This is a genomic window from Streptomyces sp. NPDC028928, assembly GCF_055564915.1.
The window spans coordinates 131,340-147,093 of sequence record NZ_JBVHVI010000003.1 but is presented as its reverse complement, the minus strand read 5'-3'; the positions used below and the strand labels follow the sequence as shown (position 1 = coordinate 147,093).

The 15,754-nt window shown below is 73.9% G+C and carries 17 protein-coding genes; 10 read left to right on the top strand and 7 right to left on the bottom strand.

The annotated features are described in order from the left end of the window. Positions 1-13 precede the first annotated feature (13 nt). The 5 genes from ACZ4U1_RS09745 to ACZ4U1_RS09725 all read left to right on the top strand — a co-directional run bounded on the left by ACZ4U1_RS09745 (position 14) and on the right by ACZ4U1_RS09725 (position 5,426). A complete protein-coding gene (locus ACZ4U1_RS09745; RefSeq protein WP_467901688.1) occupies positions 14-268 on the top strand; it encodes a lasso peptide biosynthesis PqqD family chaperone in 255 nt (84 codons plus the stop codon). After that, a complete protein-coding gene (locus ACZ4U1_RS09740; protein WP_467901686.1) occupies positions 265-690 on the top strand; it encodes a lasso peptide biosynthesis B2 protein in 426 nt (141 codons plus the stop codon). Before ACZ4U1_RS09745 ends, ACZ4U1_RS09740 begins: the two co-directional genes overlap by 4 nt. Continuing rightward, positions 687-2,495, top strand: coding sequence for an ABC transporter ATP-binding protein (locus tag ACZ4U1_RS09735; protein ID WP_467901684.1), 1,809 nt, complete (start codon positions 687-689; stop codon positions 2,493-2,495). Before ACZ4U1_RS09740 ends, ACZ4U1_RS09735 begins: the two co-directional genes overlap by 4 nt. Before the next feature lie 114 nt (positions 2,496-2,609). Further along, positions 2,610-4,664 carry a HelD family protein gene (locus ACZ4U1_RS09730; RefSeq protein ID WP_467901682.1) on the top strand — a complete coding sequence of 685 codons (2,055 nt, stop codon included), beginning with the start codon at positions 2,610-2,612 and terminating at the stop codon, positions 4,662-4,664. A gap of 42 nt (positions 4,665-4,706) precedes the next feature. Next, on the top strand, positions 4,707-5,426 hold the full coding sequence (locus tag ACZ4U1_RS09725) for an LppU/SCO3897 family protein (protein WP_467901680.1): 720 nt from the start codon (positions 4,707-4,709) through the stop codon (positions 5,424-5,426). Here the strand turns inward: ACZ4U1_RS09725 and ACZ4U1_RS09720 are convergent. Both ACZ4U1_RS09720 and ACZ4U1_RS09715 read right to left on the bottom strand, forming a co-directional pair. Next, positions 5,423-6,121, bottom strand: coding sequence for a copper homeostasis protein CutC (locus ACZ4U1_RS09720; RefSeq protein ID WP_467901678.1), 699 nt, complete (start codon positions 6,119-6,121; stop codon positions 5,423-5,425). The genes ACZ4U1_RS09725 and ACZ4U1_RS09720 overlap by 4 nt on opposite strands. An 88-nt stretch (positions 6,122-6,209) precedes the next feature. Beyond that, positions 6,210-6,878, bottom strand: coding sequence for a maleylpyruvate isomerase family mycothiol-dependent enzyme (locus tag ACZ4U1_RS09715; RefSeq protein WP_467901676.1), 669 nt, complete (start codon positions 6,876-6,878; stop codon positions 6,210-6,212). A 106-nt stretch (positions 6,879-6,984) separates the two neighbouring features. Between ACZ4U1_RS09715 and ACZ4U1_RS09710 the strand changes: the two genes are divergently transcribed. Further along, positions 6,985-7,626: an HD domain-containing protein gene (locus ACZ4U1_RS09710; protein ID WP_467901674.1), complete on the top strand. Its 642-nt coding sequence runs from the start codon at positions 6,985-6,987 to the stop codon at positions 7,624-7,626. A gap of 35 nt (positions 7,627-7,661) precedes the next feature. After that, on the top strand, positions 7,662-8,750 hold the full coding sequence (locus tag ACZ4U1_RS09705) for a GNAT family N-acetyltransferase (RefSeq protein ID WP_467902258.1): 1,089 nt from the start codon (positions 7,662-7,664) through the stop codon (positions 8,748-8,750). On the opposite strand, the gene ACZ4U1_RS09700 is transcribed toward ACZ4U1_RS09705, so the two are convergent. Together ACZ4U1_RS09700 and ACZ4U1_RS09695 are read right to left on the bottom strand one after the other, a co-directional pair. Further along, a complete protein-coding gene (locus tag ACZ4U1_RS09700; RefSeq protein WP_467901672.1) occupies positions 8,735-9,010 on the bottom strand; it encodes a DUF4031 domain-containing protein in 276 nt (91 codons plus the stop codon). The two genes, ACZ4U1_RS09705 and ACZ4U1_RS09700, sit on opposite strands and share 16 nt — an antisense overlap. Before the next feature lie 7 nt (positions 9,011-9,017). After that, positions 9,018-9,401, bottom strand: a complete 384-nt coding sequence (locus ACZ4U1_RS09695) for a hypothetical protein (protein ID WP_467901670.1) — start codon at positions 9,399-9,401, stop codon at positions 9,018-9,020. Between the two features lie 56 nt (positions 9,402-9,457). Here ACZ4U1_RS09695 and ACZ4U1_RS09690 point away from each other — a divergent pair, with 56 nt between their 5' ends. Further along, positions 9,458-10,363 (top strand): MurR/RpiR family transcriptional regulator, encoded by a 906-nt coding sequence (locus ACZ4U1_RS09690; RefSeq protein ID WP_467901669.1) that lies wholly within the window; start codon positions 9,458-9,460, stop codon positions 10,361-10,363. Positions 10,364-10,409: 46 nt separating this feature from the next. After that, positions 10,410-11,333, top strand: a complete 924-nt coding sequence (gene murQ / locus ACZ4U1_RS09685) for an N-acetylmuramic acid 6-phosphate etherase (RefSeq protein ID WP_467901668.1) — start codon at positions 10,410-10,412, stop codon at positions 11,331-11,333. Here murQ and ACZ4U1_RS09680 read toward each other — a convergent pair. After that, positions 11,327-12,007, bottom strand: coding sequence for a class I SAM-dependent methyltransferase (locus ACZ4U1_RS09680; RefSeq protein WP_467901666.1), 681 nt, complete (start codon positions 12,005-12,007; stop codon positions 11,327-11,329). The two genes, murQ and ACZ4U1_RS09680, sit on opposite strands and share 7 nt — an antisense overlap. An 83-nt stretch (positions 12,008-12,090) precedes the next feature. Here ACZ4U1_RS09680 and ACZ4U1_RS09675 point away from each other — a divergent pair, with 83 nt between their 5' ends. Beyond that, positions 12,091-12,663, top strand: coding sequence for a hypothetical protein (locus tag ACZ4U1_RS09675; RefSeq protein WP_467901665.1), 573 nt, complete (start codon positions 12,091-12,093; stop codon positions 12,661-12,663). 7 nt (positions 12,664-12,670) lie between these two features. Here ACZ4U1_RS09675 and ACZ4U1_RS09670 read toward each other — a convergent pair whose 3' ends face one another. Together ACZ4U1_RS09670 and ACZ4U1_RS09665 are read right to left on the bottom strand one after the other, a co-directional pair. Next, positions 12,671-13,795, bottom strand: a complete 1,125-nt coding sequence (locus tag ACZ4U1_RS09670) for an NADH:flavin oxidoreductase (RefSeq protein ID WP_467901663.1) — start codon at positions 13,793-13,795, stop codon at positions 12,671-12,673. 221 nt (positions 13,796-14,016) lie between these two features. Further along, positions 14,017-15,660, bottom strand: coding sequence for an RICIN domain-containing protein (locus ACZ4U1_RS09665; protein ID WP_467901661.1), 1,644 nt, complete (start codon positions 15,658-15,660; stop codon positions 14,017-14,019). Between the last annotated feature and the right edge of the window lie 94 nt (positions 15,661-15,754).

Below are 15,754 nucleotides of genomic sequence, written 5' to 3'. Positions count from 1 at the left end.
AGGAAAGGCCCCCATGCCCCTGCGGTTCGCAGCCGACGTCAGCACCGCGAAGACCGACTACGGCACGGTTCTCCTCGACCAGCGCTCCGGTGCGTACTGGGAGCTGAACCCCACCGCGACCCTGGTCATCGACACGCTCATGGCGGGCGGCGACGAGGAGGCCGCCGCCGCCGCGATCACCGAGGCGTTCGACGTCACCGCCGAGCGGGCGCGGGCCGACGTCACCGCCCTGGTCGAGCAGCTGCGCGCCGGCGGGCTGGCCGTATGACCACGCCCAGCGCCCTGGAGCGGCCGACCGGTGTCCCGCTCGGCCGGCGGCTCGCCGCCCGCCTGGTCCTGCTGCCGGCCTTCGTCCTCGCCCTGCTGCCGCCGCACCGCATCCGCACCGTGCTGCGGCTGCTCCGCCGGGGCGCCGCCCCCGCCACCGCGGCCCAGGCCCGGCTGGCCCGGGACGCCGTCTGCGCGGTGAGCCTGCGCTGCGCGGGCCCCAAGGGCTGCCTGCCCCGGTCCCTCGGGGCCGCCCTGCTCTGCCGGCTGGGCGGCAGCTGGCCGACCTGGTGCGCGGGAGCGAGCGTCGTACCGCCCTTCACCGCCCACGCCTGGGTGGAGGCGGAGGGCCGCCCGGTGGGCGAGGACCTGCCCGACGGCTACTTCGCCCCGCTGCTCTCCGTCGGCCCGGCCGAACGGTGACGCCGAGCCCGGACGGCACCGACGGCACCGGCCGGTCCACGCGGGCCACGGTGCTCGCCGTCTGCCGCCTCACCGCCCGGCACCGCGGCGCGATGGCCCTGGCCACCGTGCTGGCCCTGGCCGCCGCCGCGCTGGGGCTCGCGCAGCCGCTGCTGGCCAGGCGCGCGGTGGAGGCCAGCGGCGGGCAGCAGCCGCTCTGGCCGCCGCTGCTGATGCTCACCGCCCTGTTCGCCGCCGAGGCGGCCACCGGCGCCGTCGGCCGCTTCCTGCTGGAGCGGACGGGCGAAGGTGTCGTACGGCAGCTGCGCCACGACCTGGTGGGGCGGCTGCTGCGCCTGGAGATGCGGGAGTACGACCGGCAGCGCGTCGGCGACCTGATCGCGCGCGTCACCGCCGACACCACGCTGCTGCGCGAGATGGTCGCCCAGGCGCTGGTGAACCTGATCACCGGGACCCTGGTCTCCGTCGGCGCGCTGGCCCTGATGGCCTGGCTCGACCCCCTGCTGCTCCTGCTCGTCGTGGCCACCGTGGGCACCGCGGCGGCCGTGGTCACCCTGCTGCTCCAGGGCATCCGCAGCGCCGCCGAACGCACCCAGGAATCCGTCGGCGCCCTCGCCGCCGACCTGGAGCGCGCCCTGGGTGCCCTGCCCCTCGTCCGGGTGTACCGGGCCGAGCGGCGGGAGGCGGCCCGGATCGGCACCCGGGTGGACGGGGCCTGTGCCGCCGGGGTGCGCACCGCGGGATTCGCCGCGGTCATGAGCAGCGCGGTCGAACTGGCCGTGCAGGGCTCGTTCCTCCTGGTCCTCGTCGTCGGCGGACTGCGCGTGCACGGCCCGGGCCGCTCCCTGGGCGACCTGGTCGCCTTCCTCCTGTACGCCTCCTACCTCGTCGTACCGCTGTCCTCGGTGTTCCAGGCGGTCGGCCTGATCCAGCGGGGCATGGGTGCCCACCTGCGGGTCACGCAGACCCTGGGACTGCCGGTGGAGCCGGGCGACCCGCCCGCCGGACCCGGATGCCCGCCGGCCGCCCCCGGCGTACCCGCCCTGGCACTGCACGACGTCCACTTCGCCTACCGGCCCGGCCGGCCGGTGCTGCGCGGAGTCACCTTCACCGTGCCGCAGCGGGGCCAGGTCGCCCTCGTCGGCCTCTCCGGTGCGGGGAAGAGCACGGTGTTCGCGCTGGTCTCCCGGTTCTACGAGCCCGATGCCGGACTCCTCCGCTTCCACGGGCGCCCCGCCGCGGAACTGGGCCGCGCCGCCTGCCGGGCGCGGCTCGCGATCGTGGACCAGAGCAACCATGTGGTGGCGGGCACCCTGCGCGACAACATCGCCTACAGCCGCCCGGACGCCACGGACGACGAGGTGCGCCGGGCCGTCCGGCTGGCCCGCCTGGAGCAGGTGGCCGAGCGGCTGCCCGGCGGGCTGCACGGCGCCGTCGGCGAGCACGGCGGCCTGCTGTCCGGGGGTGAACGGCAGCGGGTCGCCCTGGCCCGGGCCCTGCTCGCCCGTCCCGCACTGCTGCTGCTGGACGAACCCACCTCCCACCTCGACGCCCTCAACGAGGCCGCGCTCACGGCCGCGCTGCGGGACGTCGCCCGGGAGTGCGCGGTCCTCGTCATCGCCCACCGGCTGTCCACGGTCCAGCACGCCGACCGGATCGTCGTCCTGGACGAGGGCCGGGTCACGGCGCAGGGACGTCACGAGGACCTGCTCGTCACCAGTTCCGTGTACCGGCGGCTGGCGACGGCACAGATGCTGCGGCCGGCGGGCGCGGACGGCTCCGATAATTCGCTGGCCCGCCCCTGAGTGCCTCCTCTAAAATCTCCGCCCTTGCCCGCCTCCTCTCGGAGTGCCGCCGTCCGGCCGGAAACCGGACGGCATCGTCGTAGCCCACGCAGCAGGCCCACCGGAGGCACCCCCTTGTCCACGCCCGCCCACGACCCCCTCGACGGTCCCCTCACCCGGGAGCGCGCCCACCTCGCCGCGTCCCGTGCCGCCCTGCGCGCCATGCGGGAGGACGTGGAGGCCCTGGACATCAGCGATGTCACGGCGAACTGGGTCAACGCCGCGGTGCTCGCCCGTCAGATCGACGACCGGATCAAGGCGCTGGCCGACCTCAGCGACACCCCGCTGTTCTTCGGCCGGCTCGACTACCTGCACGCACCGGGCGCGGAGCAGGCCGAGGGCGCCGAAGGGGAGCAGTTCTACATCGGGCGGCGGCATGTGCACGACGCCGACGGCGACCCGATGGTCATCGACTGGCGTGCGCCGGTCTCGCAGCCGTTCTACCGGGCGTCCAAGAAGGACCCCATGGACGTCGGGCTGCGCCGCCGCTTCGGTTACACCGGCGGTGAGCTGACCGCGTACGAGGACGAGCACCTCTCCGACCCGGCCGAGGCGGCGACCACCAGCAAGCTGCTCCAGCAGGAGATCGAACGGCCGCGCGTCGGCCCGATGCGGGACATCGTCGCCACCATCCAGCCGGAGCAGGACGAGATCGTCCGCAGCGGCCTCGGCGGCACGGTCTGCGTGCAGGGCGGCCCGGGCACCGGAAAGACCGCCGTCGGCCTGCACCGGGTCGCGTACCTCCTGTACGCCCACCGGGAGCGGCTCGCCCGCACCGGCACCCTGGTCATCGGGCCGAACCGATCCTTCCTGCACTACATCGAGCAGGTCCTGCCCGCGCTCGGCGAGCTGACCGTGCAGCAGGCCACCGTGGACGACCTGGTCGCGCACGTGGAGGTGCGCGGTACGGACGAGGCCGCCGCCGCGATCGTCAAGGGCGACGCCCGGATGGCCGAGGTCCTCAGGCGCGCCCTGTACTCCCACGTGACCCTGCCCACCGAGCCGGTGGTGGTCGTGCGCGGCTCCCGGCGCTGGCGGGTCCCGGCGTACGAACTGGAGGAGATCGTCCGGGAGTTGCTGGCCCGGGACATCCGCTACGGCGCCGCCCGCGAGGCCCTGCCGCAGCGGATCGCGCACGCGGTGCTGGTGCAGATGGAGCGGGCCGGGGAGGCGCCGGACGACCGGGTGCAGGACGCGGTGGCCCGCAACAGCGCGGTGAAGGCGGCCGTGAAGGCGGTGTGGCCGGCCGTCGACCCGGCCAAGCTGGTGCTGCGGCTGCTGACCGACGCGGAGTTCCTCGCCGAGCACGCCGGCGGTGTCCTGGACGAGGACGAGCAGAAGACGATCCTGTGGGCCAGGCCGGTGCGCAGCGTGAAGTCGGCCAAGTGGTCGGCGGCGGACGCCGTGCTGATCGACGAGGCGGCGGACCTGATCCAGCGCACGTCCTCGCTCGGTCATGTCGTCCTGGACGAGGCGCAGGACCTGTCCCCCATGCAGTACCGGGCCGTCGGCCGCCGCTGCACCACCGGCAGCGCGACCGTGCTGGGCGACCTCGCGCAGGGCACGACCCCCTGGGCGACCCGGAGTTGGGCGGAGGCCCTGAGTCATCTCGGCAAGCCGGAGGGGGCCGTCGAGGAGCTGACCGCCGGTTTCCGTGTGCCGACGGACGTCATCGCGTACGCCTCCCGGCTGCTGCCGCACATCGCGCCCGGCCTCACCCCGGTCGCCTCCGTCCGGGAGAACCCCGGCTTCTTCGAGGTCCGTACGACCACGGAGACGGCCGAAGTCGTCGCCGCGTGCGAGGAGTTGCTGCGCAACGAGGGCTCGACCGGCCTGATCGCGGCCGACGCCCGCGTCCCGGCTCTCGCCGAGGCCCTGGCGAAGGCCGGGATCTCCTGGCTCGCCCCCGGTGAGGAGACCACCCGCGAGACCCGGCTGACCCTGGTCCCGGCCTCGCTCGCCAAAGGTCTGGAGTACGACTACGTGGTGCTGGACGAGCCGCAGGCCGTGGTGGACGGCGAGCCGGACGAACGCACGGGCCTGCGACGCCTGTACGTGGCGCTGACCCGGGCGGTGTCCGGCCTGATCGTGACGCACACGGCCCCGCTGCCGCCGCAGCTCGCCGGGTAGGGTGCTGTGCCGTTCCGGCATGTCCCCGTGGAAAGGCCCCTGTTGAGCACGCCGTACCCGCCGCATCCGTTCCCGCAGCAGCAGCCGGGGCCGTACCCGTACCAGCAGCCGCCCGGCCCCGGCTGCGAGGTGTGCGGTGCGATGCCCGCCGCACCGGTGACGGTGCGCGGGCATCAGGGCATGGTCGTGATCATGCGGTTCCTGCGGCGCCAGGGCGTGCTGTGCCGCACCTGCGGGCTGGCCGTCGCCCGGAAGATGCAGGCGGACACCCTGGTGCGGGGCTGGTGGGGTGCGCTGTCGATGTTCATCACCCCGGTCACCCTGCTGCTCAACCTCGGCGCCCTGTCCCGCATCCGCAGGCTCCCGCCCCCGGCGACGGCCGCCTGGCGCCCGCCGCTGGACCCGGGCCGCCCGGTGCTGCGGCGGCCGGCCGGGCTGTTCGCCCTCATCCCGCTCGCCGGGCTCGCCGTGCTGCTGGTCGGCGTACCCGTGCTCGTGGTGATCGGCACGTCGTCCGAGCCGACCGGGGTGCACTACCACCACCGGCAGAACCGCGAGCCGCTCGCGGTCGGGGCGTGCGCGCACAACGACGGCGACTGGACCAACCAGGACCTCCGAAACGTCCCCTGTGGTTCCCCGGACGCCCAGTTCGAGATCACCGAGCCGAAGGACGGCTACTGCGCGGACGGCGACTACATGGCCCGCCTCGAGTACAGCGTGAACGGCAGGACCTCGCTGTGCCTGCACCCGGTGAAGAACTAGCCGGCCACCCCGTCCAGCGTCGTACGCCACTCGGCGACCGCGGCCGCCGAGACCGGGCCCCGCCAGCCGTCGGGGCGGGCCGCGCCGCCGATGTGGAAGGCCTCGATCCCGCCGGCCCTGAGCCGCGGGACGTGGTCGAGGCGCAGTCCGCCGCCGACCAGGATCTGCTGCTCGTACCCCGGCTCGCCGTCGTGGGCCGCCTCGGCGAGCAGGGTGGGCAGGCCGTCGTCCACGCCCGAGGCGGAGCCGGCGGTGAGGTAGGTGTCGAGGCCGGGCAGGTCGGCGAGCTGTTTGCGCAGGGCGTCCCGGTCGGCGGCCCGGTCGATCGCCCGGTGGAAGGTCCACCGGCAGCCGTCGAGCGCGCCGACGACCCGCTCCACCGCGGCCAGGTCGACGCCGCCGTCCTCGGCGAGGAAGCCGAGCACGAACTGGTCGGCGCCGGCCTGCCGCAGCTCGCCCGCCACGCCGACCAGCCGGTCCACGTCACCGGCGGCGAACCCGTCCGCGAGCCGGAGCATCACGCGCAGCTCGATGTCGACGGCGGCACGGATCGCGGCGACGGTGGCGGGGGCGGGGGTGAGCCCGTCGGCCGCCATCTCGGTGACCAGCTCCAGCCGGTCCGCGCCTCCCGCCTGGGCGGCGACCGCGTCCTCGACGTCGAGGGCGATCACCTCCAGGACCGCACGCTTGCTCATGGCACCCCATTCCTCGGCGTTCTCGGGCGACTACAGGTCTAGTCCAATTCAAGAGTACGCCGGAACCGGAGCGCCATGGTGTCGCCGGTCATCCGAAGATGTTCAGCTCCTGCTCCCGCACCCCCGCCAGCTCGTAGTCCGCCGCCGTCACCGGCCGCCCCGCGTACAGCCGTACGAGGGTGGGGGCGTCGCCGATGTACCGGGCGGGCGGACCGTCCGCGGCCGGCGCGCCGAGCCGCAGCGGCTCGTCCAGGTCGTCCAGGTCGGCGTGGAGCGGCACGTGCTCCCTCAGCCGGGTGGACCGCACCAGCAGGGCCAGCGCGTCCCGCAGTCCCGCCCCGGCGTACGCCCCCGGCTCCCCCAGCACCTCCCGCACGTCCCCGGCGTGCACCCACTCCCCGAGCGCGAGCAGGTCCAGCCGCCCGTCACCCCGGGCGATCACCGGCCCGGCCTCGGTCATCCCCCGCTCCAGCTCGTCCACGACCCGCGCGTTCGTCCAGTCGGCCCGCTCGGCGATGTCCCGCTCGTTCGACTCGGGCGAGAAGACGCCCTTCTCGAACCGGTTCTCCACCACCCGCGTCAGCGCGGCGGAGCAGTGCGCCAGCACATCCCGCACCGTCCACCCCGGACACGCGGCCGTCGGCAGCGCGAAGTCGGAGTCGGGCCGGGACCGCAGCAGCGGCACGAGGGCGTCACGCTCGACGGCCAGCAGCCGTCCGGGGAGTTCGGGATCGCGCACTTCCAGCGTGTCAGTCATGACGGCCACGCTAGGGGCGACCCGGGCGGGCCGTCACGCGGGAAACGGACGGACAGCCGCCCCGGGGAAGCAGCCGGCCGCCGCCCGGCGCGGAAGAATGGTCCCCATGGCCGACCTCGACGCCCTGCGCCTCCGCTTCGCCCGCGCCCTGGAAGCAGCCCGCGCCCCCGGCGGCCCCGACCCCGCCCCGTACGCCGACAACCTGCTCGCCCGCTGGCAGGAGCCGCAGCGCCGCTACCACACGCTGGCCCACCTCACCGCCGTACTCGACCACGTCGACACCCTGGAGGCGTACGCGGACGACCCGGACGTGGTCCGGCTGGCCGCCTGGTTCCACGACGCGGTCTACCTCCCCGAGCGGTCCGAGAACGAGGAGCGGTCCGCGCGGCTGGCCGAGCGCGCCCTGCCCGAGGCCGGGGTGCCGGACGCGAAGACGGCCGAGGTGGCCCGGCTGGTCCGGCTCACCGTCACGCACGACCCGGCCGACGACGACCGCGACGGCCAGGTGCTGTGCGACGCCGACCTCGCGATCCTGGCCGCGCCCCCGTCGGCGTACGCCGTGTACACCGCCGAGGTCCGCGAGGAGTACCACTTCGTCCCGAGCGACGCCTTCCGCCAGGGCCGTTCGGCGGTGCTGCGCCAACTCCTGGACCTGCCCCGCCTGTTCCGCACCCCGTACGGCCGGGAGCACTGGGAGGCCACCGCCCGCTACAACCTCGCGTCCGAGCTGGAAATGCTGTCGACCTGAGGGCCTCGCCCCCGTACTGTGCGCGCATGCGGACCATGAGCGGGGACCAGGTGGAGGCGGCCGTCGCGGGCTGCACGGCGGCACTGCGCGCGGGGCTGGACCGGGACTGGGAGGCCGTCGACGCCGCCGGCATGGAGTGGAGTTGCCGTACCACCGCCTTCCACATCGCCGAGGACTTCGTCGCGTACGCGAGCCGCCTCGCCGGCCGTGCCCAGGACCGCCTCCCGCTGGGCATCACCCTGCCCGAGGGCACCGACAACGCGGGCCTGCTCCAGGTGATCGAGGCGACCGGCGCCCTGCTGGCCGCCACCGTCCGCGCCACCCCGCCCGGCGTACGCGCCTTCCACCCCGCCCGCTTCGGCAGCGCCGACCGCGAGGGCTTCGCCGCGATGGGCGTCGCCGAGACGCTGCTGCACACCCACGACATCGCCCGCGGCCTCGGCCTGCCCTACGAACCCCCCGCCGACCTCGCCGAATCCGTCCTGACCTGGCTCTTCCCGCACGTCCAGCCCGGCCCCGCGCCCTGGCCGACCCTGCTGTGGGCGACCGGCCGCGGCGAGCTGCCCGGCCGCGCCCCGGTCACCGACTGGAGCTGGTACAACAACCTCGTCATCCCCGCCGGACGCGTCACCCTCACCGGCATCCGCCCGGCCGCCGCCGACGATCTGCGCCTGGGCGGCACGGGCGGCTTCGACTGGCTCGACGGCGGCCCGTACGAGGGCACCCGGGAGGCCTGCTCCCACCTGATGAAGGCGTACGAAGCCGGAGTCCACCGCCCCGAGTTCGGCGTCTTCGCCCTCGTACGGCCCGACGACGGCCGGGCGGTCGGCGGCATGGGCTTCCACGGCGCCCCGGACGACGAGCGCCGGGTGGAGATCGGCTACGACCTCGTCGCCGGCGCCCGCGGCAACGGCTACGCGACCGAGGCGCTGCGCACCCTGACCGAGTGGGCCCTGGCCCGGGACGACGTCGACACGGTCATCGCCACGATCGAACGCGACAACCTCCCCTCCCAGCGCGTGGTGGACCGGGCGGGCTTCACCCGGGCGACGGTGGAGGAGGAGCGCACCGCCCGCGACGCCTACGACCTGGACGCGGGGCTGCTGCTCTACGTGCGCCGCTGAGCCAGACCCTTGGGCCGGCGCAGTCCGGAGGACCGCAGCAGCCGGACCACCTCGCGGCTGCTGACCTCCACCGCCCCGGCCGCCACCGCGTCCGCGTACCGATGGGACGGGACGTCGTAGTGGTCGCTGTCGAAGGCCCGGCGGGGGACGCCCAACCCGGCGGCGAAGAGGTGGAGTTCGTCGTAGGAGACGTCGCTCACCAGGTGGGACCACAGGCGGCCGTGGCCCGGCCAGGTGGGCGGGTCGATGTAGAGGGTCACCGGCGCCTCACGAGGACGTCATCCCGCCGGTGGCCGAGGACAGGGAGCCGACGGAGGCGACCTTCACGCCCGCCTTGTGGCACACCCAGTGCGGGTCCGGGCCCAGTTCCGGTTCCACGTCCAGGGCGTGCGGGTCGCCGGAGCCGCACACCGGGCACAGCGGCCAGCGGCCGTACCGCTCCAGCAGGGCGTCCTGCACGTCCTGGGCGACCAGTCCGGCGACGAAGGCCATGCCGTCCGGCCACTGCTCGACCCACCAGCGCCGCTGCGCGATGGACTCCTCCACCAGCGACACCACGTCCGCCTCCGCGACCTGGCCCGCGACCAGGTCCGCGAGCACGAGGGCGCGGGCGGCGTGCAACGCCTGTTCCAGGGGGCTGATGGGGTCCATGCACCCCATTGTGCGCACTCTTGACCGCGACACCGAACCGAAAATATCTTTCATTCGTGACCCAGGACGTGAAGGAAAGTTTCGGCAGCCCGGGCGGGTCCCTCGCCGCCAAGGTGCGCACGCTCGCCCCGTCCATGACCCGGTCCATGCAGCGCGTCGCCGAGGCCGTCGCCGGCGACCCGGCCGGCTGCGCCGCGCTCACGGTCACCGGGCTCGCCGAACTCACCGGCACCAGCGAGGCCACGGTCGTCCGCACCGCCCGGCTGCTCGGCTACCCGGGCTACCGCGATCTGCGGCTCGCCCTCGCCGGGCTCGCCGCCCAGCAGCAGTCCGGCCGCGCGCCCGCGATCACCACCGACATCGCGGTGGACGACCCCATCGCCGACGTCGTCGCCAAGCTGGCCTACGAGGAGCAGCAGACCCTCGCCGACACCGCCGCCGGGCTCGACACCGTGCAGCTCGGCGCGGCCGTCACCGCCCTCGCGGGCGCCCGCCGCACCGATGTGTACGGCATAGGGGCGTCCGGGCTGGTCGCCCAGGACCTCACCCAGAAGCTGCTGCGGATAGGGCTCATAGCCCACGCGCACAGCGATCCGCATCTCGCGGTGACCAACGCCGTGCAGCTCCGTTCGGGTGACGTGGCGATCGCGATCACCCACTCGGGATCCACGGGGGACGTCATCGAGCCACTCCGGGTGGCCTTCGAGCACGGGGCGACCACGGTGGCCATCACCGGCAGGCCCGACTCGGCGGTCACCCAGTACGCCGACCTGGTGCTGACCACGTCGACCTCGCGGGAGACCGAGCTGCGGCCCGCCGCGATGTCCTCGCGGACGAGTCAGCTGCTGGTGGTGGACTGTCTGTTCGTGGGGGTGGCGCAGCGGACGTACGAGACCGCGGCGCCGGCGCTCGCCGCGTCCTACGAGGCGCTGGCCCACCGGCACCGGAGCGCTTCGCGGTAGACCCTAGGGATCACACATCCCCGTACTGGAGAGAGCCACCCCCCTCATGACCTCTCAGGACCTGCGCAGTCAGCTGGCTTCCCTGACCACCGAAGCCTTCCGGCCCGACCTCGCCGAGATCGATCAGCTGCCCACCCTGGACATCGCCCGTCTGATGAACGGTGAGGACGCGGGCGTGCCCCAAGCCGTCGAGAGGCGGCTCCCGGAGATCGCCGCCGCCATCGACGCCGTGGCCGAGCGGATGAGCCGCGGCGGTCGGCTCGTCTACGCCGGTGCCGGCACCGCCGGGCGACTGGGCGTGCTGGACGCCTCCGAGTGCCCGCCCACCTTCAACACCGACCCGGACCAGGTCGTCGGCCTCATCGCGGGCGGCCCCGCGGCCATGGTCACCTCCGTGGAGGGCGCGGAGGACTCCGGGGAACTGGCCCGCCGGGACCTGGACGCGCTCAAGCTCACCCCGGACGACAGCGTGGTCGGCGTCTCGGCGTCCGGTCGTACGCCCTACGCGGTCGGGGCCGTCGAGCACGCCCGTGCGCTCGGCGCGCTGACCGTCGGCCTGGCCTGCAACGAGCACAGCGCGCTGGCCGCCGCCGCCGAGCACGGCATCGAGGTCGTCGTCGGCCCGGAGCTGATCACCGGCTCCACCCGCCTCAAGGCCGGGACGGCCCAGAAGCTGGTCCTGAACATGCTGTCGACGATCACGATGATCCGGCTCGGCAAGACGTACGGGAACCTGATGGTCGACGTGCGCGCCTCCAACGCCAAGCTCCGCGCCCGCTCGCACCGGATCGTCTCCCTGGCCACGGGCGCGAGCGACGCCGAGATCGACAAGGCCCTCACCGAGACCGGCGGCGAGGTGAAACACGCGATCCTGGTCCTGCTCGCCGGCGTCGACGGCAAGACGGCCGCCCGCCTGCTGGAGGAGTCCGACGGCCACCTGCGCGCCGCACTGACCCACGCACCTCACTGACCCGCGCGCTTCGCCGGCGCCCGCCACACCAGCGTGTACCGCCAGAAGACCCGGCGCCGTAGCCGGGCGCCGGGCAGGAGGCGGCGGGCCGCGCGGGAGATCTCGGGGTAGGTCTCCCGTGGGTCCCGGGTGCGGGCCGTCATGGACGCGGGCCGCCGCGGGACCGGCCGGCCACGGTTCTTCGCCCACCCCACCATCGGGTTGAGCGCCACGGCCACCAGCCCGAGCGCGTGGTCCAGGACGCCCGACGCCCGCGCACAGCCGACGACGACCAGCGTGCCGCCGGGCGCGAGCCGCTCCCGGAGCCGCGTGAGGGTCTCGACGAGAGGGAGGTGGTGGAGCACGGCGACGCAGGTGATCACGTCGTACGGGCCGTCGGGGAGCGCGCGCGAGGCGTCGGCGACGGTGTAGGTGACGCAAGCGGAGGCGGGCGTCGTCTCCCTTGCCCGGCCGAGGATTTCGGCGTCGGCGTCCACCCCGAGCACCTCCCGGGCCCGCCGGGCCAGCAGCCGTACCAGGTCGCCGCTGCCGCAGCCGACGTCCAGCGCGGTACCGAAGCGGCGCGGCAACTGCCGTAACAGCCAGGGGTGGTAGTGGGCGTTGTGGTCCCAGGGGTGGGCCGCGTTGAAGCGGTGCAGCGCGTCGAGGAGGCGGGGCGTAAGGGTCGTCGTCACGGCTCCCACTCCACCAGACCCGTCCCGGGCCGTCCCAGCCCGGTGGGCCAGGGCACCATGGAGGGGAGGAGGCAGCGACCGATATGAACCACGCCCAGCTCACCGCCCTCGGACGGGCTCTTCGGGTGCTCGGGGAGCACGGGGAGGCACTGAGCGCCGACACGCCGGACGCACGGCTGCACGAGATCAAGGACGATCTGCGGCGGGCCCTCGACCTGCTGGACGACACCGTCGCCGCCGGTGCGCCCGCCACCCGGTGCCCCGAGCACCCGCAGGGCCCGGTGGACGAGAGCGCGCCCGATCTGTGCCTGCTGTGCGAGACCCGGCGCCGGGCCGCCCGCCGCTCGGAGTTCCAGGGCAGCAGGCCCCGTCCGGGCGAGCCGGCTCCCACCGCCCCGTCCCGGTACGGGGTGCGCGGTGACCGTCCGCAGCCGCAGCAGCGGTGGCTGCCGGAGCTGTGGAACGGCCAGGAGTGGCAGCTGTGCGGCACGCCGAGGCGGGACCGGCACGAGGCGGAGGCGTATCTCGCGGCCCAGCGGCGCGGCTCACGGCCCGCGATGGCCTACCGGCTCGTGCACGAGTTCACCGACTACGAGGTGCTGCGGGTGTGGGGCACGCCGGTACGGGTCGACATCGAGCCGCTGGGCAACCTGTAGCGGCGGGTCAGCTGAGGGTCTTGACGGCCGCCGCGTCGTACGGCTCCAGCTCGTCGAAGCGGTCGGCGAGCACCTTGGCCGCCCACTCCGGGTCCTGGAGCAGCGCGCGGCCGATGGCCACCATGTCGAACTCGTCGGCCTCCAGGCGGTCCAGGAGGTTGTCGATGCCCTGGACCGGGGAGCCCTCGCCCTGGAACGCGTTGATGAAGTCGCCGTCGAGGCCGACCGAGCCGACCGTGATGGTCTGCTTGCCGGTGAGCTTCTTGGTCCAGCCGGCCAGGTTCAGGTCGGAGCCGTCGAACTCCGGCAGCCAGTAGCGGCGGGTGGAGGCGTGGAAGACGTCGACACCGGCCGCGGCGAGCGGGGTGAGGATGGCCTCCAGCTCCTCGGGGGTCTCGGCGAGCCGGGCGGTGTAGTCCTGCTGCTTCCACTGCGAGTAGCGGAAGATGACCGGGAACTCGGGCGAGACCGCCTCGCGCACGGCGGCCACGATCTCGGCGGAGAACCTGGCACGGGCCACCGGGTCGCCACCGTAGGCGTCCGTACGACGGTTGGTGCCCGCCCACAGGAACTGGTCGAGCAGGTAGCCGTGGGCGCCGTGGATCTCCACGCCGTCGAAGCCGATGCGCTCGGCGGCGGCAGCGGCCTCGGCGAACGCGGCGATGACGTCGTCCACGTCCTTCTGGGTCATCTCCTTGCCGGTGGGCTCGGCGCCGGCGGTCTCGATGCCGGAGGGGCCCATGGCGGGGGCGTCCGGGAAGGGGGCGTCGCCCTGCTTGCGGACCATGCCGATGTGCCACAGCTGCGGGACGATCCGGCCGCCGGCCGCGTGCACGTCCTCGGCGACCTTCGCCCAGCCCGCCAGCTGCTCCTCGCCGTGGAAACGCGGGACGCGGTCGCTCTGACCGGCCGACTCGTGGCCCACGTAGGTGCCCTCGGTGACGATCAGGCCGACACCTGCGGCGGCGCGGCGGGCGTAGTACGAGCGCACGTCCTCACCCGGGATGCCGCCCGGGGAGAACATCCGGGTCATCGGCGCCATCACGATCCGGTTCGGGACGGTGAGGCCGTTCAGCGTGATCGGCCGGGAGAGGACGCGGGCCGCGCGGGAGGCGGGGGTCGTGGTGGTCACGTGGGGGCTCCTCGTTCGGGGGGCGGACGGGCAGGGCTACCGCCTGGTATGTGCGTGCGCATTGTTGCAGCACCTTAAGCAATACCGGAAGCCAGTCCCGCATTCCCGAACCGGGCGGGGGCGCCGTGTGATCCCGGACATAGGCCGCCGCCACCGGAGCGGGCCCCGCCTTCCCCGGCGACGGCGGGCGTACCTCCATCGCCGGGGAAGGCCTTACGTCGTCAAGGGGTGTAGCCGATCCACGCGTGCGCGGGGTCGGTGGAGTCGCAGGTCCACTGGGTCGCCTGGGCGCCGTCACCGACGCCGGCCCCGTAGATGGTCAGACACTTCCCGCTGTTGCCGTTGACCAGCATCGAGCCGCCGCCCGCGCCGGCGGCACGGGTCCACTGCTGGGCAGCGCTGCCGTTGCACGTCCACTGCACGGCGTTCGCGCCGTTGCCGGTGCTGCTGCCGTAGACCGTCAGACAGCGGTCGCTGAGGAAGCTGCGGATCTCCGAACCGTTCCAGTACCAGTTCTCGCCGCTGTGGCCGTTGCACTCCCACTGGACGACGTTCGCGCCGTTGTTGAGGCTGGCCCCGTACGGCGTCAGGCACCTGCCGCTGTTGACGTTCCGGAGCCGCACGGTGGTCAGGGCGCGGGCGGTGGGGTTGAAGTCGAACACCAGCCGCTGGGGGTTCGTCTGGTCGGCCTGCGCCACCTCGTTCACCCCGCGGATCCGGCCCGTGGAGGCGTCCCAGTCCAGGTTCTGCGCCATGTCCGGCACCTGGGTGAGCACGGACGGGGCGGTGTCGACCGCACCCTTGTGCACGCAGGCGGGCTCCCGGTAGCTGTTGTCGAAGGAGGACGGGCACGCGCCGCTGATGTAGAACGTCCCCCCGGTCTGGACGACACCCTGCATCTTCCACACCGGCGAGGACCAGGCCGCGTCGGCCGTGGCGTCACCGGGAGCGGTGCCGCTGTCGGCCTTGGGCAGCCCGGCGGCCGTGTCGAAGTCCCACCGGATGATCCGGGCACCGGAACCGTCGAGGAACTCGTTCGTCGTCAGCGCCGTGTGCTCGCGGTCGAAGCTGATGCCGTTCAGGCAGGGCTCGGTACCGCTGGCGACCGCGCACGTGTCTTTGGTGTCCGCCGTCGCGGTCGTCCGGTAGGTGTAGCGCACGGGCAGGACGTACGAGAACCCGTTCGGCTTGTCCGAGTCGTACTTCAGGTCGCCCAGGTCGAAGACGTCGAGGTAGCGCCCGTGGGCGACCAGCAGGCGGTTCTCGTACCAGACGACACCGTCGGCGTGGTTGCCGGACTGCGCCTGGACCGAGCCGTCGGTGCCGGGGACGACCAGGAGGACGTCGAAGTAGGTCGGGGTGGCCGTGTCGCGGTTGGTGAAACGGAGCTTGGCCAGGTCGTTCGACGTGCCGTGGTGCCAGGAGGTCACCTCCCACCGGTGGGAGTGCCAGACACCGTCGCTGGCGGCGGTGTGCGGGACGGAGAACCCCTGAGGGGCCCAGCCGTTGCTGCCGCTGTCGTCGCCCGCGTTGTTCCAGCAGTAGCCGTCGGCGTCGACGCCCGGGTTGAAGGGCGTCGGAAAACACAGCCCGGCCTTGCCGGAGGCGCCGGTGCCGGCCAGGTCCGTCAGGTCCCGGCCGGCGAGCGACGGGTTCGGTGTGTCGGGCTTGTCGATCGCGGTGCTGTAGTTCGCCACGGCCCGCATCGTGAGCCCTGACGTGCTGACGCCGGTTATCGCGGTCGCCGCGGACGCCGTACCGCTGCCCAGTCCCACGAGCGCACCGGCGAACAGCACCGCACCGGCCGCCGCCGAGGTGACCGAACGCAGGGTGCGCCGCCGGGGGCGGTGATCTTCTCTCGTCATCCGGCACATGTTAGGGAGGCGGCTCACCCGCGCCCAGAAGCCGGGCCTCCCGGTTCAACCGCCGCACCCGCTCCCGCAACACGTCACCCGGCGG